At 75.5% G+C, this 25226-nt stretch carries 19 protein-coding genes; 9 read left to right on the top strand and 10 right to left on the bottom strand.

Annotated elements, in window-relative coordinates:
* The first annotated feature begins 111 nt into the window (after positions 1-111).
* Positions 112-1029 carry a helix-turn-helix domain-containing protein gene (locus NRO40_RS18440; protein WP_058942755.1) on the top strand — a complete coding sequence of 306 codons (918 nt, stop codon included), beginning with the start codon at positions 112-114 and terminating at the stop codon, positions 1027-1029.
* Positions 935-1285 carry a DUF397 domain-containing protein gene (locus NRO40_RS18435; RefSeq protein ID WP_079047140.1) on the top strand — a complete coding sequence of 117 codons (351 nt, stop codon included), beginning with the start codon at positions 935-937 and terminating at the stop codon, positions 1283-1285. The genes NRO40_RS18440 and NRO40_RS18435 overlap by 95 nt, the downstream gene beginning before the upstream one ends.
* A gap of 195 nt (positions 1286-1480) precedes the next feature.
* On the opposite strand, the gene purH is transcribed toward NRO40_RS18435, so the two are convergent.
* On the bottom strand, positions 1481-3034 hold the full coding sequence (purH, locus tag NRO40_RS18430; RefSeq protein ID WP_058942754.1) for a bifunctional phosphoribosylaminoimidazolecarboxamide formyltransferase/IMP cyclohydrolase: 1554 nt from the start codon (positions 3032-3034) through the stop codon (positions 1481-1483).
* Positions 3021-3650 (bottom strand): phosphoribosylglycinamide formyltransferase, encoded by a 630-nt coding sequence (gene purN / locus NRO40_RS18425; RefSeq protein WP_257375446.1) that lies wholly within the window; start codon positions 3648-3650, stop codon positions 3021-3023. Before purN ends, purH begins: the two co-directional genes overlap by 14 nt.
* A gap of 274 nt (positions 3651-3924) precedes the next feature.
* Here purN and NRO40_RS18420 point away from each other — a divergent pair, with 274 nt between their 5' ends.
* The gene (locus tag NRO40_RS18420) at positions 3925-4701 is read left to right on the top strand and encodes a hypothetical protein (protein ID WP_058942753.1); all 777 of its coding nucleotides are present in this window, start codon (positions 3925-3927) and stop codon (positions 4699-4701) included.
* A 164-nt stretch (positions 4702-4865) separates the two neighbouring features.
* Positions 4866-5402, top strand: a complete 537-nt coding sequence (locus NRO40_RS18415) for a hypothetical protein (protein ID WP_058942752.1) — start codon at positions 4866-4868, stop codon at positions 5400-5402.
* Here NRO40_RS18415 and NRO40_RS18410 read toward each other — a convergent pair.
* The gene (locus NRO40_RS18410; RefSeq protein WP_058942751.1) at positions 5393-7711 is read right to left on the bottom strand and encodes a cell division protein PerM; all 2319 of its coding nucleotides are present in this window, start codon (positions 7709-7711) and stop codon (positions 5393-5395) included. The two genes, NRO40_RS18415 and NRO40_RS18410, sit on opposite strands and share 10 nt — an antisense overlap.
* Positions 7712-7827: 116 nt before the next feature.
* On the opposite strand from NRO40_RS18410, the gene NRO40_RS18405 reads away from it, so the two are divergent.
* A complete protein-coding gene (locus NRO40_RS18405) occupies positions 7828-8766 on the top strand; it encodes a sigma factor-like helix-turn-helix DNA-binding protein (RefSeq protein ID WP_058942750.1) in 939 nt (312 codons plus the stop codon).
* Positions 8767-8958: 192 nt separating this feature from the next.
* Here the strand turns inward: NRO40_RS18405 and sucD are convergent, their stop codons facing one another.
* The 6 genes from sucD to NRO40_RS18375 all read right to left on the bottom strand — a co-directional run bounded on the left by sucD (position 8959) and on the right by NRO40_RS18375 (position 17314).
* Positions 8959-9852, bottom strand: a complete 894-nt coding sequence (gene sucD / locus NRO40_RS18400) for a succinate--CoA ligase subunit alpha (protein WP_058942749.1) — start codon at positions 9850-9852, stop codon at positions 8959-8961.
* A gap of 20 nt (positions 9853-9872) precedes the next feature.
* Positions 9873-11051, bottom strand: a complete 1179-nt coding sequence (gene sucC, locus NRO40_RS18395; RefSeq protein WP_058942748.1) for an ADP-forming succinate--CoA ligase subunit beta — start codon at positions 11049-11051, stop codon at positions 9873-9875.
* Positions 11052-11834: 783 nt separating this feature from the next.
* The gene (locus NRO40_RS18390) at positions 11835-12992 is read right to left on the bottom strand and encodes a VWA domain-containing protein (protein ID WP_058942747.1); all 1158 of its coding nucleotides are present in this window, start codon (positions 12990-12992) and stop codon (positions 11835-11837) included.
* Positions 12989-15658, bottom strand: a complete 2670-nt coding sequence (locus NRO40_RS18385; RefSeq protein WP_408057088.1) for a DUF5682 family protein — start codon at positions 15656-15658, stop codon at positions 12989-12991. The genes NRO40_RS18390 and NRO40_RS18385 overlap by 4 nt, the downstream gene beginning before the upstream one ends.
* Entirely contained in the window at positions 15616-16740 is a 1125-nt protein-coding gene (locus tag NRO40_RS18380; RefSeq protein WP_058942746.1) for an ATP-binding protein, read from the bottom strand. The genes NRO40_RS18385 and NRO40_RS18380 overlap by 43 nt, the downstream gene beginning before the upstream one ends.
* Positions 16741-16891: 151 nt before the next feature.
* The gene (locus NRO40_RS18375; RefSeq protein ID WP_058942745.1) at positions 16892-17314 is read right to left on the bottom strand and encodes an MmpS family transport accessory protein; all 423 of its coding nucleotides are present in this window, start codon (positions 17312-17314) and stop codon (positions 16892-16894) included.
* A 126-nt stretch (positions 17315-17440) separates the two neighbouring features.
* On the opposite strand from NRO40_RS18375, the gene NRO40_RS18370 reads away from it, so the two are divergent.
* Both NRO40_RS18370 and NRO40_RS18365 read left to right on the top strand, forming a co-directional pair.
* Entirely contained in the window at positions 17441-18778 is a 1338-nt protein-coding gene (locus NRO40_RS18370) for an SWIM zinc finger family protein (RefSeq protein WP_198549362.1), read from the top strand.
* Positions 18779-19231: 453 nt separating this feature from the next.
* The gene (locus NRO40_RS18365; protein ID WP_058942743.1) at positions 19232-20857 is read left to right on the top strand and encodes a DUF5691 domain-containing protein; all 1626 of its coding nucleotides are present in this window, start codon (positions 19232-19234) and stop codon (positions 20855-20857) included.
* A gap of 442 nt (positions 20858-21299) precedes the next feature.
* On the opposite strand, the gene NRO40_RS18360 is transcribed toward NRO40_RS18365, so the two are convergent.
* Positions 21300-21713 (bottom strand): cobalamin B12-binding domain-containing protein, encoded by a 414-nt coding sequence (locus NRO40_RS18360; protein ID WP_058942742.1) that lies wholly within the window; start codon positions 21711-21713, stop codon positions 21300-21302.
* 755 nt (positions 21714-22468) lie between these two features.
* On the opposite strand from NRO40_RS18360, the gene NRO40_RS30820 reads away from it, so the two are divergent.
* Together NRO40_RS30820 and NRO40_RS18350 are read left to right on the top strand one after the other, a co-directional pair.
* On the top strand, positions 22469-23203 hold the full coding sequence (locus tag NRO40_RS30820; RefSeq protein ID WP_058942770.1) for an esterase/lipase family protein: 735 nt from the start codon (positions 22469-22471) through the stop codon (positions 23201-23203).
* A 224-nt stretch (positions 23204-23427) separates the two neighbouring features.
* Positions 23428-24999, top strand: a complete 1572-nt coding sequence (locus NRO40_RS18350; protein WP_058942740.1) for a M23 family metallopeptidase — start codon at positions 23428-23430, stop codon at positions 24997-24999.
* The last annotated feature ends 227 nt before the right edge of the window (positions 25000-25226 follow it).

Here is a 25226-nt window from a genome sequence, read left to right as displayed (position 1 = left end):
GTTGCCCCTTTCCGGGCCCGGTTCGACGTTCCACCCCGAGAATCGGCGCGTAGCAGTACGTTCACCAGGGGTTACGACTTACGAGGCGACCAGCGGAAACCGGGGAGACGCATGCCCGCACCCAAGGAACTCGATCCCACCCAGTCCCTCTCGGCGCTCTTCGGCGCGAAGCTGCGCAAGCTCCGCGTGCACGCCGAGCTGACCCAGCGGCAGCTGGGCGAGAAGATCCCGATCGCCCACAGCATGATCGCCCGGTTCGAACTGGGCACGGAGACGCCGACGCAGCAGGTCGCCGAGGCGCTCGACCGCATCCTCGGCGCGGACGGCGACCTGGTCGACCTGTGGCTGCACGTCGTGCGGACGCCGATTCCGGACTGGGCGCGGAAGTACGTGCACCTGGAGCCGCAGGCACACAAGATCCAGACGTACTCCGCGCATACGGTGCATGGGCTGCTGCAGACGCCGGCTTATGCGCGGTCGCTCCTGGGCGATGCTGTGCCCAGTGTCGGCGACCGGCTCGAAGGGCTGTTAACCGCGCGGCTCGCAAGGCAGGGCATCCTGCGCGGGGGCGAGAGTCCGACCGTGCTGTGGGCCATCGTCGATGAAGCCGTTCTGCGACGACCCGTCGGCGGACGGGCAGTGATGCAGGAACAACTTGGCCATCTGCTGTCTGTTTCAGCGCAGTTGGACAACGTTACGCTGCAAGTACTCCCCTTCGAACACGGGGCGCCGGCTGTCATGAGCGGTGCACTTACCGTCCTGTCGTTCCTCGATCGGCTGCCGGTCGCCTACCTGGAGAACTCACAGTCCGGAGAGCTGGTCGAACAGGCTGGGCGGGTTTCCCAGTACGCCCTAGCATTCGATCATCTGCTGGCTCAGGCGTTGTCCCCCGAGGCTTCGGCCCGCCTGATCCGTTCCGCGATGGAGGACCACCGTGACCCACGTCTCCCGAGCCGATCTCAGCGGCGCCGCCTGGCGCAAGTCCAGTTACAGCAATCAGGGGGGCGGCGACTGCGTCGAGGTCGCTGACGGTTTCACCGGTGTCGTACCGGTCCGCGACAGCAAGAACCCGCACCGCCCCGCGCTGGTCGTCACCGACGGCGCCTGGGGCGCCTTCGTCGAGTGGCGGAAGTCCAGTCACAGCAACGCGCAGGGCGGTGAGTGCGTCGAGGTCGGCAGGGGGTTGGCCGGGCTCGTTCCCGTACGCGACAGCAAAGACCCCGCCCGTCCCGGACTGGTCGTCAGCGACCGTGCGTGGGGCGCGTTCCTCGGCTCGCTGACGTAGCACCCGTGCGGCGTCCGTACCCTTCGCCCCCGGGTGGTGGGTGCGGCGGGGCCGGGCGGGCTCACCTCCCGTACCGGACGCGTGCGGGTCGCGCGGTGGCGGGCCTGTCGTGGGCGCGGGACCCGGACGCGGCGGAGGGGGCCGCCGGCGTGGGCCGGCGACCCCCTCGGGGCCCGTCAGGCGGCGCCGGCCGCCTCAGTGGAAGAAGTGGCGCGTGCCGGTGAAGTACATCGTCACGCCCGCCTTCGCCGCCGCCTCGACGACGAGCTCGTCGCGGACCGAACCGCCCGGCTGGACCACGGCCCGCACCCCGGCCGCGGTGAGGATCTCCAGACCGTCGGGGAACGGGAAGAACGCGTCGGACGCGGCGTACGCGCCGCGCGCCCGCTCCTCGCCGGCCCGCTCGACGGCGAGCTTCGCCGAGTCGACGCGGTTGACCTGGCCCATGCCGACGCCGACGCTGGCGCCGTCCTTCGCCAGGAGGATCGCGTTCGACTTCACCGCGCGGCAGGCCCGCCAGGCGAACGCCAGCTCCGCCAGCTCCGCCTCCGACAGCGCCTCACCGGTGGCGAGGGTCCACGTCGCCGGGTCGTCGCCCTCGGCCTGGATCCGGTCGGTGACCTGGAGCAGCGCGCCACCGTCGATCGGCTTGACCTCGACGGCCGCCGACGGGGCCTCCGGGCAGCGCAGGACACGGATGTTCTTCTTGCGGGCCAGGACCTCGACCGCGCCGTCCTCGTAGCCGGGGGCGACGATGACCTCGGTGAAGATCTCCGCGACCTGCTCGGCCATCGCGACGGAGACGGGGCGGTTGACGGCGATGACGCCGCCGAACGCCGACAGCGGGTCGCAGGCGTGGGCCTTGCGGTGCGCCTCGGCGACGTCCGCGCCGACCGCGATGCCGCACGGGTTGGCGTGCTTGATGATCGCGACGCACGGCTCGGCGTGGTCGTACGCGGCGCGGCGCGCGGCCTCGGTGTCCGTGTAGTTGTTGAAGGACATCTCCTTGCCGTGCAGCTGCTCCGCCTCGGCCAGGCCGCCCGTGCCGTCGACGTACAGCGCGGCGCCCTGGTGGGGGTTCTCGCCGTAGCGCAGGACGTTCCCGCGGGTGTAGGTGCCGCCCATGAAGTCCGGGAACGGCGACTCGTCCGCTGGGGCGTAGGAGGAGGCGAACCACGAGGCGACGGCGACGTCGTACGCGGCGGTGTGCCGGAACGCCTCGGCGGCCAGCCGCTTGCGGGCCGCCAGGTCGAAGCCGCCCGCCGCGACGGCGGCGAGGACGTCGCCGTACCGGGCCGGGGAGGTGACGACCGCGACGGAGGGGTGGTTCTTGGCGGCGGCGCGGACCATCGACGGGCCGCCGATGTCGATCTGCTCGACGCACTCGTCGGGGGAGGCTCCGGACGCGACCGTCGCCTCGAACGGGTACAGGTTCACGACGACCAGGTCGAACGGCTCCACGCCCAGCTCGGCGAGCTGCTCGCGGTGGGCGTCCAGGCGCAGGTCGGCGAGGATCCCGGCGTGCACGCGCGGGTGCAGCGTCTTGACCCGGCCGTCCAGGCACTCGGGGAAGCCGGTCAGCTCCTCGACCTTGGTGACCGGGACACCGGCGGCGGCGATCTTCGAGGCCGTGGAGCCCGTGGAGACCAGCTCGACGCCCGCCTCGTGCAGTCCGCGGGCCAGCTCCTCCAGCCCCGTCTTGTCGTAGACACTGATCAACGCGCGACGGATGGGCTTATTCACCGACATGAACCTTTCGTCCCTCAATGCGGTAGCCGTGCCGGGCGAGACGCCCCACGACCTCGACGAGCAGCGTGCGCTCGACTTCCTTGATGCGCTCGTGGAGAGCGGCTTCGTCGTCCGAGTCCCGCACCTCGACCACGCCCTGGGCGATGATCGGGCCGGTGTCGACGCCGTCGTCGACGAAGTGGACGGTGCACCCGGTGACCTTCGCGCCGTACGCGAGCGCGTCCCGCACTCCGTGCGCACCGGGGAAACTGGGCAGCAGCGCGGGGTGCGTGTTGATCGTCCGCCCGCCGAAGCGCGCCAGGAACTCCTTCCCGACGATCTTCATGAAGCCGGCCGAGACGACCAGGTCCGGCGCGTACGCGGCGGTCGCCTCCGCCAGCGCGCGGTCCCACTCGTCGCGCGTCGCGTACTCCTTCACACGGCGCACGAACGTCGGCACCCCGGCGCGCTCGGCCCGCTCCAGGCCCGCGATCCCGGCGCGGTCCGCGCCGACGGCGACGATCCGGACCGCCGCACCGTACCCGTCGGGGTCGGCGGCGATCGCGTCGAGGAGCGCCTGGAGGTTGGTTCCGGAGCCGGAGACCAGGACGACGAGGCGGGCGGGGGCGGCAGCCACGGGGGACTCTTTTCGCGCGTGGGGGTGCGGGTCGTGCGTATGTGCGGTATGGGCGGTGCGTACGGGGCGGCGTCGCCTTCGTAGGTTGGTACGAACGCGTCGTGTCCTCCCATACGGGGAACTCTACGAACGGGCCGACCGTCAGCAACGATACCGGCACACCGCACCGCCCCCACGGGACGGGGGCCGGGCCGGGCGGTAGCGTCTGGGGCAGAGCCGTCCCCGACGAGACGGAAGACGGACGGACACGACACCAGGGGAAGACGTTCACCACATGCCGGACCGAGGGCGCCGCACGGCCATCCACCTCCTGCCGCGGGACCGCCAGTCCACCGACGACGACAACCCGTTCGCGCCGCCGCCGGAGGGCCGGCCCGAGCAGCCCTGGCAGCCGCGCCGACCGGACGGCGAGGGCGACGAGGGGCGCGAGGGCGGTGACGGCCGCGAGGGCCGGCCGGCGTGGGGCCGCTGGAGCCCTCGCCAGCCCGGGCGCTCCTCCGACGGCTTCGGCAGCGGGGGCGGCGGCCCGCAGGGCGACCCGTCCCGGCAGGGACGGCCGGAGGGCCCGCAGCTGCGCTGGGACCCGACGGACCCCTCGCAGCGGCGCGCCCGGTACGCGCTGCTCTCCGGCATGTGGGGCTTCTTCTTCGCGGTCTTCGACTTCCCCGAGCTGGCCCTGCTGCTCGGCGCGCTCGCCCTCTACTGGGGCATCAGCTCCCTGCGCGAGCGCGGCCGGGCCGGCCGGCGCACGGGCGCGGACGTGGCCGCGGTGACGTCCGGCGCCCCGACCGCCTCCGGGGCCTCCGGTCCGTCGTCGCCCGCACCGCGGGCGAACGCCGCCGGCGCGGCCAGGTCGCAGACGACGGCCGCCGTCAGCGGCATCATCACGGGCGCGCTCGCGCTGGTGATCGTGGCGACGATGTTCACGGTCCAGCTCGTGTACCGGGACTACTACACGTGCGTCGACGACGCGCTGACGAAGGACGGCCAGCTCTCCTGCAACAAGCTCCTGCCGGAGCCGCTGCGGGACGTGATCGGCGTCAAGCAGTAGGGACCCTCTCCCGGGGCGCGGCCCGTGGGGCCGCGCCCCGGGGCGTGGCGTGAACGGGACACTTCAGGCGTTACCGGAGACCGAGGCGGGCGCGTCGGCCGACAATCCAGCGTGGATGCTCAATCCAGCCTGGCTGCGTCGACCACTCGGAGAGGCTCCCTCACATGAACCGACCCACCGTCTTCTCGGTAGTCCTGGGCATCACGGCCACCGCCGCCGTCGCCCTGCCGGGCAGCGCCGCCACCGCGGACGGCCGCGCCGTGCCCCCGCCCGCGGACCGGTACTGCGTGATGGTCGTCGACAAGGCCCCCGACGGGGGGATGTCCCCCGTCAGGTCGACGACGTGCAGCGCCGACCCCGCGTCGAAGTCGCTCACGCGAGCCGCGGCGAACACCGTGCTCCTGATGGAGTGGTTCGAGCACGCCAACAACAAGCCCAGCTCCCTGACGCGCGTGCACGGCGAAGCGGGCGACTGCGACGGCGACGGCTACCGCCTCCGGGCGACGGGCTTCTGGGCCAACCGGATCTCCGGGTTCAACGCCTACAGCAAGTGCAACGTCGCCACCGGCTACGACCTGGTGAACCTCTCCGGCGACCGCGAGACGTGGCGCATGGACAAGCCGTGCAAGTGCCTGCTGCAGGGGTGGGTCGGCGCGTACATGAACGACCGCGTCGAGTCGTTCTGGATCCGTCAGGGCTGAGCCGGTCGCCCGTCGTCGGGTCCGGGGCCGGACCCGACGACGGACCACGGGTCTGGGTGTAGGTCTGGGTCTGGACAGGGGTCTGGGCAGCGGCCGGTTCCGTCGGCGGCTCCGACCGCGTCCGGGTCGTGGTCGCGGTCCGGGGCGGGAGCCGGGTGGTAGTCCCGGGGAGCCGGAGGGCAGTCCGGGGCCCCGACCGGGTCATCGTCCGGGTCCGCGGCCGGCGTCTCGACCAGGTCGTGGAGCGGCCCCGGGTCGTGGAGCGGCGGGGCCGGGGCGTGGACCAGGGGCGGGGTCCCGGCCTCGTGGTGCGGGTCCGGGTGCGGGACGTCGGGGCCGTCCCAGTCATCCGTGTCGTCGTCGGCGGTCGCCGGGGGGTCCGGGGGCGGGACCGCCGCGGCCGGGCCCTGCGACACCGCCCTGAAGGCCGCCCACCGGGCCGCGTGGGCGTCAGGGTCGTCCCACTCCGCCCCGACGGGCACGTCCGGGTGGCCGGGTCCGTCGGCGTGGGCCTCCACGTCGCCGTGGACGCCCACGCCTTCGGCCGCCGCCCCTCCGTGGACTCCCGCGCCATGGGCGTCCGCCGGGTCAGAGGTGGCCGTGTCGGGGGCGGGCGCCTCACCGAGGGTGCCGGCGCCCTGCGGGCGCGTCCCCCCGTGGGCGTCCAGCCAGTACTGGCCCGCGGCCCAGCCGTGCCCGGCCTCGCCGTCCGCCGCCGGTTCGGGACCGCCTGTGGGGGTGTACCCGGCGTGCCCGCCCGTGTACTCGCCGGGGGTGTCGGCCTCCACGTCGAACAGCACGTCCGCTTCCGGGCCGGCCGCCCGTACGACGGGCGCGGAGCCGCCGGCGGCCGGGGTGGCGGGTGCCGGGGCGCCGGGCGGTGCCGTGGACGCCCGGTGGCGGCCCCGGGGGCGTACGACGCGGACACGGGACGGCCACGACCACCGGGACCGCCCACCGGCCGCCCCGTCCTGCGCCCCCACCTCCGGCTCCGGGGCCTGGGGGGCCTGCGGGTGGTCGGGGGTGGTGGACCGGTCGCGTACCCGCCAGGCGCGCAGGCTGAGAGCCACCGGTACGGCCAGGAGCGCCGTCCACGCCAGCGCCGCCGCCCCTGCCGCCCACCACACCGGGCCGAACTGCGCGAGCCGCCCGGCACCGAGCGGACCGCCCGCGTACGCGGCCAGTACCGCCGTCGCGGCGCCGCACACCAGCGCCGCCAGGGAGGCCGTCCCCGCCGTGCGGCCCACGCTCCACGCCTCGTCGCGCCGGGCCAGCGGCGGCGCCGCCTCCCCCGCCGTACGCCACCCCGCGACCAGCCCCGCCGCCACCGGCACCGCCGCCGCCAGGGCCACCGCCGGCCACCCGCCGCCCCGGGGGTCGAGCGGCACGGCGGCCAGCAGCGGGAAGTCCGGTACCGCCGGGGCCCCGGTCGTAGCGAGCGGCGTCACGACGGCGCCCGTACCGAGGGTGAAGCCCGGCCCCAGCCCGTACGCCGCCGCCCATACGGCCGCGTTCGGCAGCAGCGCCAGCGCCAGGAGGAGCACGGCCACCCGGCCCGCCCAGTCACCCGACAGGCCCATCAGGGAGTCGCGGGCCGCCCCGCCGTGCCACAGCAGGGAACCCGCCACCAAGAGCACGCCCCCGACGAGCAGCGCGAGCAGCGCACCGGCCGCCGCGCGCACCGCGACGACCGTCCTTGAACGCGCCACGGTCCGCCGCAGCCAGGCGGGCAGCCACCCGGGCAGCGGACCGAGGGGGTGCCCGCAGGCGCTCCACACCCCGGCGGCCGCCGCCAGCAGGACGACCGGCGGCACGTGCAGGGCCACGTCCAGCGGGTCGACCCGCAGCGGCCCGTCCGCCGCGTAGAGCGCGGCGCAGGCGACGACCGTGAGGTACCCGGTCGTCACGGCGCCCACCGCGCCGCCCGCCGGGGGCCTGCGCCGGGTACCGCCCGGCTCCAGGGCGTCGCGCGCCGTCCGGTACGCCAGCCACAGCGGCAGCGCGGCGAGCAGCAGCGGCACCACTCCGACGGGCGCGGGTCCGCCGCCGCCGAAGGTGCCGGGGCGCACCGGCTCCACGCCGTGGGCCAGCAGCCACAGCCCGGCCGCCACGTGCAGGGCGCCACCGGGTCCGCTGTCGGGGTACGGGGAGCCGATCCACAGGACGGTCACCAGCACGGCGAGCGCGCCGAGCCCCAGCCCCGCCGCGACGACCCCACGGGCGAAGGTCGCGGCGGCGACGGCCGCGGCGCTGCCGCCGTACACGACGGTGTGCTCGGTTCCGGGCGTCTCGGACAGGGAGGCGGTCACGGAAACATGCTGCCAACGACACGCGCTGTAGTCGCGTAACAGGCGGATGCCCGCTGTGTCGCTCAAGATACGTTTATGTACTTTTCCGCTACGCCGTGTGTTCGCGGAGGCTTGGCATGACGCAGGGCACGATGAGCGAGGCACAGGCCACGGAGCCGTCGGAACCGGCACCGACACCGCAGTCCGCGACGGATCCGGAGACCGCCACGGAGTCCGGAGCGGCTTCGGCGGCGACCGACCCGGAGGCCGCCGCCCCCGCGACGCCGGTAGAGGCGTTCGACGCGCTGTACGCGTACGCCGCACCCCACCTGGCGGAACAGGCCTACCTCCTGTGCGGGCGGCGGCGGCTGGCCCGGGAGGCCGTCGAGGTCGCCTTCCACCGGGCCTGGGACCGCTGGCCGGAGGTCGCGGTGGACCGGGACCCGGTCGGGTGGGTGCGCGCCGAGGCGCACCAGTACGCGCTGTCGCCCTGGCACCGCTTCCGCCCCGCCCACCGGCACCCGGACCCCGCCACCGGGAAGGGTCGGACCCGGGAGCTGCGGGCGGCCCTGCTCGAACTGCCGCCTCCGTACCGGCGGACGCTCCTGCTCTTCGACGGGCTCGGCATGGGCCTGCCCGAGGTGGCCGCGGAGACGGAGGCCAGCACCCCGGCGGCCGGACACCGGCTGCTGCACGCGCGCGCCGCGGTCGCCGCGCGGGTCCCGAAACTCGCCGACGCGGAGGCGCTGCGCACCCGGATGGCGGAACTGGCCGCCGGTCGCTCGGCGACGGTGCTGCCCACACCGCACGCGGTGCGGGCGGGCGGGGAGCGGCGGGTCCGGCTGTGGACGCGCGGGACGGTCGCGCTGACGGCGCTGATCGTCACCGCGACGGCCTTCACCCTGGCGACGGCCCCGACCCGTTACGAGCCGCCGCTCGCGCCGGGCGAGGCGGTGGGCGGCGTACCGGTCCTGAGCGGCCCGCAGCACCTGACCCCGGAGGACGAAGAGCTCCGCGCCCGCCTCCAGGCCGAACCGATGACGGGCCCGCCCCGCCTGGTCCCGGCCCCCCACTGACCGTCCCCGCCCCCCGGCGGGTCCTCCGCCCCGCGGACCCCGCCCGCCCGTACCCACGCGGATCAGGGGTAGGCGGACCGCCCCCGTACGCACGAAGGCCCGTGGGCCCGCCCCCACATCGGGGGCGGGCCCACGGGCCGTGTGCGCGCGTGCGACGCAGCCGAGCGTCGCGCGGCGGTACGCGGTGGTGCGTCAGGCGGACGTGCCCTCGAGGATCTCGCGGGCCAGCTTCGCCGTCTCGGTCGGCGTCTTGCCGACCTTGACGCCCGCCGCCTCCAGGGCCTCCTTCTTCGCCTGCGCCGTACCGGACGAACCGGAGACGATCGCGCCGGCGTGGCCCATGGTCTTGCCCTCGGGCGCCGTGAAGCCCGCCACGTAGCCGACGACCGGCTTGGTGACGTTCGCCTTGACGAAGTCGGCCGCCCGCTCCTCCGCGTCGCCGCCGATCTCGCCGATCATGACGATCAGCTCGGTCTCGGGGTCGGCCTCGAAGGCCGCGAGCGCGTCGATGTGGGTGGTGCCGATGACCGGGTCGCCACCGATGCCGACGCACGACGAGAAGCCGATGTCGCGCAGCTCGTACATCATCTGGTAGGTCAGCGTGCCGGACTTCGACACGAGGCCGATGCGACCGGGCTTGGTGATGTCGCCCGGGATGATGCCGGCGTTGGACTGGCCCGGCGTGATCAGGCCGGGGCAGTTCGGGCCGATGATCCGGGTCTTGTCGCCCTTCGACTTCGCGTACGCGTAGAACGCGGCGGAGTCGTGGACCGCGATGCCCTCGGTGATGACGACGGCGAGCGGGATCTCGGCGTCGATCGCCTCCACGACGGCGGCCTTCGCGAACGCCGGCGGCACGAAGAGGACGGAGACGTCGGCCCCGGTCTTCTCCATCGCCTCGGCGACCGAGCCGAAGACGGGGACCTCGGTGCCGTCGAAGTCGACGGTCGTGCCGGCCTTGCGCGGGTTCACGCCGCCGACGATGTTGGTGCCGTCACCGAGCATGAGCTTGGTGTGCTTCATGCCGGTGGCGCCGGTCATGCCCTGGACGATGACCTTGCTGTCCTTGGTGAGGAAGATAGCCATGGTGTTTCCGACCTCGTCCCTTACTTCGCAGCCGCGAGCTCGGCGGCCTTGTCGGCCGCGCCGTCCATGGTGTCCACGCGCTGCACCAGCGGGTGGTTGGCGTCCGACAGGATCTTGCGACCCAGCTCCGCGTTGTTGCCGTCGAGGCGCACGACCAGCGGCTTGGTGACGTCCTCGCCGCGCGAGGAGAGCAGCTCCAGGGCCTGCACGATGCCGTTCGCGACCTCGTCGCAGGCGGTGATGCCGCCGAAGACGTTGACGAACACGGACTTGACGTCCGGGTCGCCGAGGATGATCTCCAGGCCGTTCGCCATGACCTCGGCGGACGCGCCGCCGCCGATGTCGAGGAAGTTGGCCGGCTTCACGCCGCCGTGCGCCTCACCGGCGTACGCGACGACGTCCAGGGTCGACATGACCAGGCCGGCGCCGTTGCCGATGATGCCGACCTCGCCGTCGAGCTTGACGTAGTTGAGGCCCTTGGCCTTGGCCGCGGCCTCGAGCGGGTTGGCCGCCGCCTTGTCCTCGAGCGCCTCGTGCTCCGGCTGGCGGAAGTCGGCGTTGGCGTCCAGGGAGACCTTGCCGTCGAGGGCGATGATGTCACCGGAGGCGACCTTCGCGAGCGGGTTGACCTCGACGAGGAGGGCGTCCTCCGCGACGAAGGTCTTCCACAGGGTCACGAGGACCTCGGCGACCTTCTCCGCGACCTCCGCGGGGAACTGCGCCTGGGCGACGATCTCGCGGGCCTTCTCGATGTCGACGCCGTCGTTGGCGTCGACCGGGACCTTCGCGAGCTTCTCGGGGGTCGTCGCGGCGACCTCCTCGATGTCCATGCCGCCCGCGACCGAGGCCATCGCCAGGAAGGTGCGGTTGGTGCGGTCGAGGAGGTACGAGACGTAGTACTCCTCGAGGATCTCCGGAGCGGTCTCCGCGATCATCACCTTGTGGACCGTGTGGCCCTTGATGTCCATGCCCAGGATGTCCGTCGCGCGGGCGACGGCCTCGTCCGGGGTGGCCGCCAGCTTGACGCCGCCGGCCTTGCCGCGGCCGCCGACCTTCACCTGCGCCTTGACGACCGACTTGCCGCCAAGACGCTCAGTGGCCTCGCGCGCCGCCTCAGGCGTGTCGATGACTTCACCGGCCAGCACCGGTACACCGTGCTTGGCGAAGAGGTCCCTCGCCTGGTACTCGAACAGGTCCACGCGCGTCCGTCCCTTTTTCTGGTGATCGCGGTTCGTTTTCATGCGTGGGCGTGCCGCGCGCCCGACTGGCGGGCGGAGGGCAACGTGACTGCTCTGTCACTCGGGAGGCGTACACGGTGTCCGTGGACGCGGCATGTCCGCCTGGCAGGTTATCCCCGGAGGCGGTGCCGCCCTAAATCACAGCTCACACCGGAGCGGTGATACCTGTCACAGGCAGGTACCCCGAACGGGCGGTGCCCCCGCTGTGAGAACGCCCGGGGCTGCGGATTTCGTGGCAGACCAGGCGAGGCAGGCCGCCCCCGACCGAGACCGACCGGACCTGCCGCGCCCGGTGGGCGGCGCGGACGGCCCCTGCGGCACCGGGCGGGCGAGGCGGTGGGCCCCTGCGGCACCGGGCGCCGGGCGGACGGGCGGGGTGAGCGGGCGGGGCGGGCGGGCGGACCAGCCGCGTCGGGCGGGGCGACCAGGGCCGGCGGGGCCGCTGGGTCGGTCGGTGTCAGCGGTGCGGGCGGTGCGGGCCTTCGGTGCCGGTCGGTCGGGGCGGGTGGCGCTAGTGGAGTGGCCGGGACGCGGGGGGCGCGGCGCCGGGCAGGGCGGGTGGCACGGACGGCGCCGCGGGGCGGTCGGGGCCGGCCGGCGATCGGGGTGGTCCCGGCACCCGGGGACACCGGGGCGCGGGTGGGGCGGTCGGGGCACGGGGCGGGCCCGCGCGCCGGCGGGGCGGGCCCGCGGCGTCGCACGGGCCCGCGCGCCGGGGAGCGCCGGGGGGCGCCGGCCCGGGGGTCACGCCGCGTCGGGGACCGGTATCGGCCGTTTCTCCAGCGCCGCCGCCATCACCTCGGGGAAGAGGTCCGGTGTGCAGGCGAAGGCGGGCGCGCCGAGGGCCGCCAGCGCGGCGGCGTGCTCACGGTCGTAGGCGGGGGCACCCTCGTCGGACAGGGCGAGCAGGGCCACGAACTGCACCCCGGCGGCCTTCATCGCCGCGACCCGCTTCAGCATCTCGTTGCGGATGCCGCCCTCGTACAGGTCGCTGATCAGCACCACCACCGTGTCGGCGGGGCGGGTGATCTGCGACTGGCAGTAGGCCAGGGCGCGGTTGATGTCGGTGCCGCCGCCCAGCTGCGTGCCGAAGAGCACGTCGACCGGGTCGTCGAGCTGGTCCGTCAGGTCGACGACGGCCGTGTCGAAGACGACGAGGCGCGTCGCGATCGACCGCATCGACGCGAGCACCGCCCCGAACACCGACGCGTACACGACGGAGGCCGCCATGGAGCCGGACTGGTCGATGCAGAGCACGACCTCCTTCCTGACCGCCTGCGAGGCGCGGCCGTACCCGACGAGGCGCTCCGGTACGACCGTGCCGTACTCGGGCAGGTAGTTCTTCAGGTTCGCCCGGATGGTGCGGTCCCAGTCGATGTCGCGGTGGCGGGGCCGGCTGATGCGGGCGCTGCGGTCGAGGGCGCCGGTGAGGGTGGCGCGCGTGCGGGTGGCGAGCCGCTTCTCCAGGTCCTCGACGACCGTGCGGACGACGGCCCGCGCGGTCTCCTTCGTCGTCTCCGGCATCGCCTTGTTCAGCGACAGCAGGGTGCCGACGAGGTGCACGTCCGCCTCGACGGCCTCCAGCGTCTCCGGCTCCAGCAGGAGCGTCGACAGGCCGAGCCGGTCGATCGCGTCGCGCTGCATGATCCGCACCACGGAGCTGGGGAAGTAGGTGCGGATGTCGCCGAGCCAGCGGGCGACGGACGGTGCCGACCCGCCGAGCCCGGCCGACCGGTCCCGCCGCCCGCGGGCGTCGCCGTCGCCACCCGGCCCGTCGTACAGGGCGGCCAGGGCGGCGTCCATGGCGGCGTCCCCGCCCGTGAGGGCGCACCCCGTGCCGTCGGCGGCGCCGCCGCCCAGCACCATGCGCCAGCGCCGCAGCCGCTCGTCCTCGCCGGTCATCGGCCCACCCCCACCAGGTCGTCGTCGGTCGGCTGCCGCCGGCCCAGCAGCAGTTCCAGTACGGGCAGCACGCCGTCGGCGCGTGCCGCGTCGTGGCCGGCGCCGAACCCGGGCGTGCCGGCCGCGGTCAGCGCCGCGCCCCCGCCGGCGGCCGGGCCGCGGCGGACCAGCTCGCCGAGGGTGCGCCGCACCCCCGGTTCGTACGCGGAGAACGTGCGGCGCAGCAGCGGCAGCACGTCGGTGAACGCCTCGGTGGGCACGGCGGCCAGCCAGGCGTCGACGAGGGCGAGGAGCCGCTCGTCGTGGACGAGGAGCATGCCTCCGGAGCGGTCGCGGCCCCGGCCGCCGGGGCCGGTTGCGCCGCCGAGGAACCCCTCCAGCCAGGCGGCGGCGTCGACGGGCGGCGTACCGGGCGAGAGGGCGAGGCCCATCAGCCGGCCCGCCTCGTCCTCCGCGAGCCGCCCGTCGTCCAGGAGCAGCCGCGCGGCCCTGCCCCGGATCGTCCCCGCGACGGTGTCCCGGCGGGCGAGCCTGCGCAGGACGGCGGCCCACCCGGCGGTGGTGTCCTCGCCGCCGGCACCACCGGCGGCGGCCCTGCCGACGGCCGTACCACCGCTGCCGGGTGCTGCGCCGCTGCCGCCGGGGGCGCTGTCGGGGGCGGTACCGGGGGCGGCCCCGTCGGAGGCCGTGCCGCCGGTGCCGGGTGTCGTGCCACCGCTGCCGCCGTCGGAGTCCCCGGCGGGAGCGCTGTCGGGGGCGGCCCCGTCGGAGGCCGTGCCGCCGGTGCCGGCGGGGGTGCGGTCGGTGACGCCGTCGGTGGAGCCGTCCGCGGGGGTGCCGTCGGTGTGCGGCAGGAGGCGTACCGCCGTGTGGACGGCGTCCACGTGGCCGCGCATCTCGTCGGCGGCGTCGGCGTCGAGGCCGGTGCAGGCCGGGGGCAGGCCGACGAAGATCCGCCGCGCGAGTCCGGTGGCGACCTCGGCGAGGGCGGCGGTGTCCGTGGCCCGCACGTCGCCGTAGCGCAGCGAGCGGGCCAGGGCGGGCAGTGCCTGGGCGAGCCGGCCGACGTCCGTGTCGAGCGCGGCCCGGTCGGCGAGGGCCTTCATCACCACGGGCAGCGCCTCGGGCAGCTCGGCCAGCAGGCAGCGCTCGGCGAGCGCCGTGATCTCGGCGAGCGCGGTGGCGGCGGCCGCCTCGGCCCGCGCCTTGGCCGTGGCGGCGGACAGGACCGTGGTGCCCCACACGCCGGCCTCGGCGACCCGCACGTGCAGCTCGGGCTGCCAGGACAGCCGCCAGCTCTCCCGGAAGGTGCCCGTGCTGCCGGTGCGGGACGCCGCGGGGACGCCCCAGTCGACGCCGAGGAGGCGCAGCCGGTGCAGCAGGCGGCTGCGAGCCGCGTCGGTGTCCTTGCGCAGGTCGAGGTCGAGGTCCCGCTCGGCCGCCTCCGGCTTCAGGCGCAGGGAGCGCTGGAGGCGGGTCAGGTCCCGCTGGAGGGGGACGGCGGGCGCGTCGTCGGGCACCTCACCCAGGACGTCGCCGACGACGAGCCGGTCGTGGACGAGGGCGAGCGGCACGTCCGAGCCGTCGCCCATCACGGCCCGCACCGCGTCGGTGGTCTCGGTGAGCCCGGCGAGGGGGCGGCCCCGCATCGCGGCGAGGGCCCCGGCGAGCCGGACGGCCTCGATGACGTGCGCGGAGGAGACGGGGTGGTCCTCGTCCCGCAGGAGCCCGGCGACCTTCGTCAGCCAGCGCTCGACGGGCCGGTCGGGCGCGGCGAAGAGGTGCGCGTACCAGCCGGGCGCGGCGATGCCCGCGCCGTACCCGGAGCGGCGGGCGAGCCTGCGGTGCGTCCACGGCACCCACGTCGTCTCGGTCCTGACCTTCGGCAGGCCCTTGAGGAGGGCCCGGTCGGCGGTGACGGTGGTCTTCGCGGCCAGGGCGGGGACGTGCCAGGCGCCGCAGACGAAGGCGACGGCGTCGTCGCCGTGCTCCTTGCGCGCGGCGCGCAGCCGGAGGCGCATGTACGCCTCGCGGACGGGGTCGCGGGCGTGCCCGCCGTGTCCGTACGTCTCGCGCAGCGCCGCCATCGCCTCCGCGACGGCCGCGAACGGGGCGAACGGGTCCTCCGCGTGGGACGGGCGGTGCTCGACGACGTCCTCCCACCAGCGCTCGGCGTCGTCGTACCCGGCGGCGTCGGCGAGCGCGGCTAGCGGGTCGACGCGCAGTCCGCGCCGCAGGTCGGCGGCGGGCTCGCCGTCGTCCCCGGTGTCCTCGTCGTCCTCGTCGCTCCACGTGGGGTCGCCCATCATGGCGAGGGAGTGCGCGGCGGGCAGGTCGGCGAAGCGGACGGCGGCGCCGTGGTCCAGCGCCCAGCGCAGCGCGACCCACTCGGGCGAGAAGGCGGCGAAGGGCCAGAACGCGGCCCGGCCGGGCTCGTCCACGGCGTGGGCCAGCAGCGCGACCGGCGGGCGCGTCGCGGGGTCGGCGGCGAGCGGCAGCAGGGCGTCGGCCTCCGGCGGTCCCTCGATCAGCACCGCCGTGGGGCGGGCCGCGTCGAGGGCGGCGCGCACCGCGCGGGCCGAGCCGGGCCCGTGGTGGCGGACGCCGAGCAGCAGCGGCCCCGTCACGCCGACACCTCGCGGCAGGCGCGGTAGAAGTCCTTCCAGCCGTCCCGTTCGCGGACGACGGTCTCCAGGTACTCCTGCCAGATGACGCGGTCGGCGGCGGGGTCGCGGACGACGGCGCCGAGAATGCCCGCGGCGACGTCGGCGGGGCGCAGCACGCCGTCGCCGAAGTGGGCGGCGAGGGCGAGTCCGCTGGTGACGACGGAGATCGCCTCGGCCGTGGAGAGCGTGCCCGAGGGGGTCTTGAGCTTGGTGCGGCCGTCGGTGGTGACGCCGTCGCGCAGCTCGCGGAAGACGGTGACGACGCGGCGGATCTCGTCGATGCCCTCGGGAACGGCCGGCAGGTCGAGGGAGCGGCCGATCTGGTCGACGCGCCGGGAGACGATGTCGACCTCGGCGTCGGGCGTCTCGGGCAGGGGCAGTACGACGGTGTTGAACCGGCGGCGCAGGGCGCTCGACAGGTCGTTGACGCCGCGGTCGCGGTCGTTGGCGGTGGCGATGAGGTTGAAGCCGCGGACGGCCTGCACCTCCTGTCCGAGCTCCGGGATGGGGAGCGTCTTCTCGGACAGGATCGTGATGAGCGTGTCCTGCACGTCGGCGGGGATGCGGGTGAGTTCCTCGACGCGGGCGGTCATGCCGTCGGCCATGGCGCGCATCACCGGGCTGGGCACCAGGGCGTCCCGGCTGGGGCCGTGCGCGAGCAGGCGGGCGTAGTTCCATCCGTAGCGGATGGCCTCCTCGGGCGTGCCGGCCGTGCCCTGCACGAGGAGCGTCGAGTCACCGCTGACGGCCGCCGCGAGGTGTTCCGACACCCAGGTCTTCGCGGTGCCCGGCACGCCGAGGAGGAGAAGGGCGCGGTCGGTGGCGAGGGTGGTGACGGCCACCTCGACGACGCGGCGCGGCCCCACGTACTTCGGTGTGATCACCGTGCCGTCCGGGAGGGTGCCGCCCAGGAGGTAGGTGGCGACGGCCCAGGGCGACATCCGCCAGCGCTCGGGGCGCGGCCGGTCGTCGGCCGCCGCGAGCGCCGCCAGCTCGTGGGCGAAGGCGTCCTCGGCGTGCGGGCGCAGGGCCTGCGCGTCGCCGTGGGCGCGCTCGTCTTCGGTGGTTTCGGGCACGGTCATGGGGTCCCCCTCCAGATCGTTCGAATCGTCGACCGGGTGTGGTTCCCACCGTGCACCACGCCACTGACAGCCGACCGTCACCGCAGGTCAGGAGCGGTGACGGTCGATGTCCAGGGGCGTTGCCGAGAGTTGACGGTGCGTCAGGTCGCGGTCAGCCGGCGACCGGGGAGACGGCGACGCAGCTGAGCGTCGCCGCGGCGCCCTTGCCGGACGCCTCCTTGATCACCTTGCCGTCGTGGGTGATCTTGCAGGTGGCCTGGGCGCCGTCGTAGCTGATCGAGACCGGCGTGACGAGCGGGGCCTCGATGCCGCGCAGCGTGACCGTCTTGCGCCACGGCAGCTTCGGCTTCTCGACGGTCTCCAGCTTGGGGTTCATCGCGTCGCCACCACCGCCGTTGTAACTGATCGACTCGATGTTGGCACCGGTCACCTCGTAGGTGACCTGGTACTCCTCGCTGAGCGCGCTGTCGACGCGCTCGGTCGCCTTGTCGGCCGCCTGCGAGCAGGCGCCGAGGCCGAACGCGAGACCGGCCGCGGCGAGGACCGCGACGGCGGAACGGGTGGTGGGCTTCATCTGGTTCCCCCGGGGAGATCGAGTGGCGTCGGCACCACAGTACGAGCGCGCCCCGGCCGCTCCCCCGGCGGGCCCCGCCGCACGCGGCCGGGCCGGTTGTCAGTGGCGCGGCCTACGGTCGGTGGCATGACTGAGCAGGGGGTGCGCTGGACGGCGGATCAGGTGCTGGCTCTGGCTCCTGACGCCGCCTCACGCAAGGCGGGAAGCAAGCTGGGCACGGCCGGGCCGTGGTCCGGTGCGGGCCGTGGCGCCACGGGCGCCGTGTGGGGTCTGTGCCGGGGCAGCGGCAGCAAGCCGTACCGGACGGTCGTCGACATCACGGGCCCGGCGTTCTCGTGCAGTTGCCCGAGCCGGAAGTTCCCGTGCAAGCACGCCCTGGGACTGCTGCTGCTGTGGGCGGCGGACGCCAACGCCGTCCCGGCCGGGGCGCCGGCGCCGGACTGGGTGGAGGCGTGGCTGGAGGGCCGGAAGGCGCGCACCGAACCGCGCGGAAGGGGGGACGGAGCCAAGCCCGTCGACGCCGAGGCGGCGCGGCGTCGCGCCGCGGCCCGCGCGGCGCGCGTCACGGCCGGCGCCGAGGAGCTGGAGCGGCGCCTGGCCGACCTGCTGCGGGGCGGCCTGGCCGCCGCCGAGCAGGCCGGGTACGGCCTGTGGGAGGAGACCGCGCGCCGCATGGTGGACGCGCAGGCGCCGGGTCTGGCGGGCCGGGTCAGGGAGCTCGGCGCGATACCGGGCTCCGGGCCCGGCTGGCCGGTGCGGCTGCTGGAGGAGAGCGCCTTGACGCACCTGCTGGACCGGGCGTGGCTGGGCGTGGACCGGCTGCCCGAGCCGCTGGCGACGACGGTGCGCACCCGGGTCGGCATACCCACGCCGGCCGAGGGGCCCCCGGTCCGGGACCACTGGCTGGTCCTGGCCCAGTACGACACCTCGGACGGCAAGCTGACGACGCGCCGCGCGTGGCTGTACGGGCGGGAGACGGGACGTACGGCGCTGCTGCTGTCCTTCGGGGCCGCGGGCCGGGCGCCGGACCTGGCCCTCGCGGCGGGCACGGCCTTCGACGCGGAGCTCGTACCGCACCCGGGGGCCGGGCAGTTGCGCGCGGACCTGGGCGAGCGGTTCACCGCGCCCGTCCCGGGCGGCGGGCCGCCGCCGGGCGGCACGACCGGCGACGCGCTGGCGGCGTACGGGCGGGCCCTGCGGGACGATCCGTGGCTCGACTCGTGGCCGGCGACGCTGGCGGACGTCGTGCCCGTTCCGGGCGCCGACGGGTGGCAGCTCGCCGACGCGGACGGCGGCGCGGCCCTGCCCGTCACCGCGTCCGCCCTGGGCCGGGCAGGGCTGTGGCGGCTGGCCGCGGTGTCCGGCGGCGGTCCGGTCACGGTGTTCGGCGAGTGCGGGCACCGGGGCTTCACCCCCCTGGCCACGTGGTCACCGGACGCCCCCGGCACGGTCCCACTCACCTGAAGGCCAGGGCGGGGCACTGTGCGCGGCTGCCCGGGCGGGGGTGCTGTTGCCTGGCCGGGGGCGTGGGCGCCCGGGTCGGGGGCCTGGGTGCCCGGGCGCAAGGGGCCCGGGCCGGACCCCGGGCCGCCGGCGACGGCGACGGCGACGGCGACGGCGACGGGCTGACCGCAGCGGGGCCACCGGCCCCTCGACCACCGGGCCGCAACCCACCGGGGCCCCTGGCCACCGGCGGAGGCTCGTCCCTGCCTGGGCCGGCCGACCACCCGCCCGGCGACCACTCACCTGCCCGACCGCCGGCATGCCCGCCCGACCGCCCGTCCGGCCTCCCGGCCCCCGGGCCGCCCGACCCCCAGCCCTGCAACACCCGGTCCAGCCCGGCCAGCCGGCCACCCGGCTCCGGACCGGTCGACCACCCGGCTGCCTCACCGCCTGATCGTTGTTGGAAGAGGAGACATGACCACCACCCCGTGGGAAGAGCTCGTCACCTCGGCGCTGCTCGGCACCGACCGCCGCCCGCCGGCCCTCCCGACGGGCGACGGTGCGGCGGGCCCGGACGCGGGCGGACCGGCCGCCGCGCCCGTCGACCCGCCGCTGGCGCTGCTCGACGCGGCGGCGCGGCATACCGTGCGGCGGCGGGCGGGCCTCCTGCCTGCGTCCGCCGCGCCACTTCCTCCGCCGGCCCCGCACGACGGCCGCACCCCGCTGCCCGGGGCGGCCGCGCGGCGGCTGGCGCAGTTGCTCGCCGACCGCCCCTCGGCGGGCGGCGGCCGCCGCGGTTCCGCACCCGACCTCACCGAGCTGCTCCCGCAGTGGCTGGCCGCGGCCAACGCCCACGGCTACCGGGCGCCCGCACCCGCCCTGCCCGCCCTGCTCGACGCGGCCCGCGCCCGTACCGACCTGCGGCCCCAGGCCCTGGCCTTCGCGGGGCCGCGTGCCCTGTGGCTGGCCGGGCTGAACCCGGAGTGGAGGTTCGCGCTGCGCGGCGCGCCGGGCGGCGCGGCGCTTCCCGCGCCGGACGACGTGCCGGGGGTGCGGGCCCTGTGGGAGGAGGGGCTGTTCGCGGAACGGGTCGCCCTCCTCGGCGCCGTCCGCGCGCACGACCCCGCCGCCGCGCTGGACCTGCTGGCGTCGACCTGGGCGGACGAGCGGGCCGAGGACCGGCTGATGTTCCTGGACTCCCTGCGGGCAGGGCTGTCGGATGCGGACGAGGCGTTCCTGGAGCGCGCCCTGACCGACCGCAGCCGCAACGTCCGCTCCACCGCGGCCGAACTGCTGTCCGCGCTGCCCGGCTCGGCGTTCGCGGGCCGGATGGCGGGGCGGGCCGCGTCGTGTGTGGGCCTGGACCACACCGGCGACCGCGCGACGCTCACCGTGGAGGCCCCGCACGAGTGCGACGCCGCCATGCAGCGCGACGGCGTCGTACCGCAGCCGCCGTCGGGCCGGGGCGAGCGTTCGTGGTGGCTGGGGCAGCTGGTGGAGGCGGCCCCGCTCACGCTCTGGCCGGACCGGCTCGGCGGCCGTACGCCCGAGGAGATCGTCGCCCTGCCGGTGGCCGACGACTGGCGCGACGAGCTGCACGCCGCGTGGTGCCGGGCAGCCGTGCGGCAGCGGGACGCGGCGTGGGCACGGGCCCTGCTCGGTGCCCCGTCCGCCCCGCCGGCGACGGGCCCGGGGGCCGCGTCGTCGGCCGCCCTGCTGGCGACGCTGCCGGACGGGGAGCGGGCGGCGTGGGTGGCCGCGTTCGTCGCGGCGCACGGGCTGTCGGAGGCGTTCCAGCTGCTCGGCGTCTGCACGGTGCCGTGGTCCGGGGAGCTGGGGCGGACGGTCGTCGACGCGCTGGACATCGCGCGCGAGGCGGGGAGCTACCCGTGGAGCTTCAGCGGGGTGATGGGCCTGGCGGAGCGGTGCCTCGACCCGGCGGAGGCCGACCGCCTGGAGGTGCTGACGGCCGCGTCGGACGAGCCGGAGGACGCCGCGCCGGGCGCGGGCGGCTACTGGTCGGAGGCGTTCCAGCGCCTGGTCGCCACGCTGCGCCTGCGGGCGGCGATGCACGCGGAGCTGGCCCCACCACGGGCCTGATGGCTCAGGACCGGGCCCAGGACACTCCCCTACACGCCCTCCGTACCGGTACGGCCCCCAGGCCGGTACGGGCCCCGGGCCGGCCGCTGCGGCGCGGGCCGGCGGACAGCCACGGGCCGGCCGGACGGCAGGGGCCCGTGCGGACCACCGGGCCGCCGGACCGGCGCGAACCGGTGCGGGGCGTACCTGTGCCGGGCGAATCGGTGCCGGGCGGACCGGCGGGGGCCGACGCGGGCCACCCTGGACTGGTGCGGGCCCCGGGACCAGTGGCGCGAGCGCCCAGGTCGGTGCGGGGTCACCCCCGGTCAGAACGGGACACTCCAGGGTCGGTGCGGGTCACCTGCCCGTACGTGCCCGGTGCCCGCCCAGCGGGAGTGGGCGGCCCGCCCATACGGGCGGCCGCCTCGGAAGGGCCCGAGTCGGGCCCGCGCGCGTGGCGCGGTCAGGCGTCGGCGGCCTGGCGGACGTTGGCGTTGACCCAGTCCACGATGGACGCCGTCGTCGCGCCCGGCGTGAAGATCGCGGCGACGCCCTTCTCCTTCAGCGGCGGGATGTCGCCCTCGGGGATGATGCCGCCGCCGAAGACCTTGATGTCCTCGGCGTCGCGCTCCTTCAGCAGCTCCAGGACCCGCGCGAAGAGCGTGTTGTGCGCACCGGACAGGATCGACAGGCCGATCGCGTCGGCGTCCTCCTGGATCGCGGTGTCCACGATCTGCTCCGGCGTCTGGTGCAGCCCGGTGTAGATGACCTCCATACCGGCGTCGCGCAGCGCCCGCGCGATCACCTTCGCACCGCGATCGTGGCCGTCGAGACCCGGCTTGGCCACCACCACGCGGATAGGACCGGTCACACCCATCACTGCCTCCACATGCGACCCCCGTACCTGTATGCCGGGGAGGTGAACGAACGTTATCGCCAGCATCCCGCAAGGGGCCGTTTCGCGGTCAAGAGCGAGGGGGAAATCACATGTGGGACATGTTCGCCACGGCCCCACCCGTACCGGGAGGGTCGTGGGTCACCACCGGGACGAATGCGACCGGAGCCGCGACGAGGTCGTCGTACCCCCGTGCCACCAGCCGCGCGGCACGGGGTACGACGCATCCCCACCCCTCGGATGCGGTGCGCCCGAGGGCATACGGGGGGACGGAGCCCCCCTCCGTATGCCACTCGTCCAGGAGGTCCGCCATGGAGACACCGCCACCCGCCGGCACCCCGCCCCCCGAGCGCCCGCCCGTCACCCCGAGCCCCGGCAGCCCCGCAGCTCACGCCACCCCCGACGCACCGGGCAGCCCCAGCACTCCCAGCGCCCCCGACTGCCCCGGCACTCCCGACGGCCCCGACCGTCACGGCGCCCCCGCCGCCCCCCACGACCCGGGCACCCCGGGCGTCCCGGCCACCCCCGGCGCCCCCGGCAGCCCCGCCGCCCCCCACCTCCCTGGCACCACCGGCATCCCGGCCGCCCTCGGCACTCCCGCCGCCCCCGGCGGCAACGCCGCCCCCCACAGCACCGCCACCAGCCCCGGACCCGGCCCCGGGCCCATTTCCAGCCCCGGCCCCGCCCCCCGCCCCGACGCTGACGCCCGGCACGACGACGTCCGGCACGGTGACGCGTTGCGCGCGGCCGTTCTGGAGGCGGTCGTCCTCGCCGGGCACCTCCTGCTCTACCCGAGCGGCCTCGTCACCGACCGGTGCGCCGACACGCCGTGCGGTCCGCGACCGCCCGTGCTCCTGCTCCACGGCCTGTCCGACAACCGCTCCGCCTTCGTCGTGCTCCGCCGTGCGCTCGTCCGGGACGGCACGCGGCGCGTCGTGGCCGTCAACCACTCGCCGCTCACCCGCGACCTGCGCGCCGCCGCCCGCCGGCTGGACCGCCATGTCGAGGAGGTGTGCGAGCGCACCGGCCGCGACCAGGTCGACCTCGTCGGACACAGCCTCGGCGGGCTGGTCGCCCGGTACTACGTCCAGCGGCTCGGCGGTGACCGGCGCGTCCGGACGGTGGTCACGCTCGGTACGCCGCACTCCGGCACGGCGGCCGTGCCGCTCGCCGGGGTGCACCCCCTGGTCCGCCAGATGCGCCCCGGCTCGGCCGTCCTGCGGGAGCTGGCCGCACCGGCCCCCGGGTGCCGTACGCGGTTCGTCAGCTTCTGGAGCGACCTGGACCTGTGGATGTCCCCCGCCGAGACGGCGCGCCTGGACCACCCCGACCTCGACACCACGAACGTGCGGGTCACCGGGGTCGGACACCTCGCGCTGCCGGTCCACCCCGCCGTGGCGGCACGGGTGGTCGCGGAGCTCGACGCCGGTCAGGCGCGATACGGAACCACGGGGTCCGTGTCAGCGGCGTGAAGCCGCCTCCACATCGTCGAACGCATTTCGAACGTACCGCCAAGGCTCGGTGTGCGCTCCGCCGAAAGGCGGTCGAATGCCCGGTTCCCCGGGATGTAAAACCCTCGGAAGATTGTCGGTTGCGCATACCGCCGGGTACAGTCGCGCCCACTGCTTCCCCTCTGGGCCCCTACCATCGGGCCGGGCCCAGAACTGGTCCTGCTGCCGAGGCGAGAGAGAAGTTGGTGAACGACCAGCACCCCCACGCCGGCTACGTCGGAGACGACGCGTACGCCACAGGCAGCTTCACGACCGGCCAGTTCGGTCTGCAGGACGGCAGTCACGGGACCGGCGTCCACGACACCGGCCACCCCCTGGACACCGGTGCGTACGACACCGGCGCCTACCAGACGGCCGACCCCCTCTACGGCACCGTCCCGGGCGGCTACGACGCCGGGCACAGCGGCCAGTACGACACCTCGCAGTGGACGGACACCGCCGGATACGCCGCGTACCCCGACCAGTCGGGCCAGTGGGACACCTCCACGTGGACGCAGCCGCAGGACGGCGGGCAGTACGCCGCGACGACGGCCACCTACGACACGACCGGCCAGTGGTACACGTCGGGCGTCGAGTCCTTCGAGACGGGCGCCTACGACGCGACCGCCTGGAACGCCCCGTCCGACACCGGCGCCCCCGCGCCCCAAGAGGCCGCCCCCGCCGAGGCGTTCGTCCCCGAGCAGTACGACTACTCGGGCGCCGACGACTACGCCCCGGCCGGCGACTACGCGACGACGGACGACTACTCCACCACCGGCGACTACGCGACCACCGGCGACTATCCGAGCACCGACGACTACGCCGCGACGGGCGACTACGCCCCGGCTGACGGCGGGTTCGGTGACGCCGGCGAGGAGTTCGCCGCCGTCGACGGGGAGTTCGACGACGCGCCCGAGGCCGGCGACGCATGGGAGCCGGAGCAGGACGGCGGCCCGTCGACGGAGACCTTCGACGAGCCCGTGACCGCGACGCCCCCCGTCGCGCCCCGCCCGGTCCGCCGCGCGGGCGGCACCCGGGGCCGGCGGCGCACCCCGGCGCGGCGGTCCGCGCTGCTGACGGTCGCCGTGCCGTCGGCGTGCGTGATGGGTGTCGCGGGGATCGCGGCCGCGTCCGTCAGCGGGCTGACCGAGGCGGAGGCGAAGGACGACGGCAAGGCCGTGTCCGCCGCCGACCAGGTCGCGGTGAAGCCGGTCGTCGCCAACAGCGCCCTCGACACGCAGCTCGCCGCGCTCGACGCCGAGGCCCTCGACTTCAGCGACCGCGCCAGCCGTACGCAGGAGCGCATCGACCTCAAGGCCCGCCAGGAGGCGGAGCGCAAGAAGCGCGAGGAGGAGGCGAAGCGCCGCGAGGCCATGCGCCCCAAGTTCGCGCTCCCGGTGGCACTCCGCCAGCTCAGCGCCGGTTACGGTCAGGCCGGCGTCAACTGGATGTCGCTGCACACCGGGATCGACTTCCCCGTCCAGTACGGCACGCCCGTGATGGCGGCGACCGACGGGACCGTCCGCACGCAGTGGAACGGCGCGTACGGCAACATGGTCATCGTCACCGCGAAGGACGGCACCGAGACCTGGTACTGCCACCTGAGCAGCGCCAAGATCCGCTCGGGTCCGGTCAAGGCGGGCGACGTCATCGCCTACTCGGGCAACTCCGGCAACTCCACCGGCCCGCACCTGCACTTCGAGGTCCGGCCGGGCGGCGGCGCCGCGATCGACCCGGAGTCGTGGCTCCGCAGCCACGGTCTCAACCCCCGGGGCTGACCCCCCGCTCCCACACCGGCGCACCCCGCACGCCCCCCGGCCCCGGCTCCCGGCCTCATGACGGCGTACGGCCCCGGCCGGCACGGCTCCGGCCGTACGGCCCGCACCCGACCGCACCGCCCGCACCCGCCCCGCTCGTACGCCCCGGCCCGACACGGCCCCGCGCCTACGCCCGCCCGAACCTGCGCGGGCCGGCCCGCGCCTACGCCCGCCCGGACGCACGTCGG

The sequence above is a fragment of the Streptomyces changanensis genome (genome assembly GCF_024600715.1).
Lineage (GTDB): Bacteria > Actinomycetota > Actinomycetes > Streptomycetales > Streptomycetaceae > Streptomyces > Streptomyces changanensis.
Note: the sequence above shows the minus strand (reverse complement) of the source record. Positions and strands in the feature narration are given on the sequence as shown.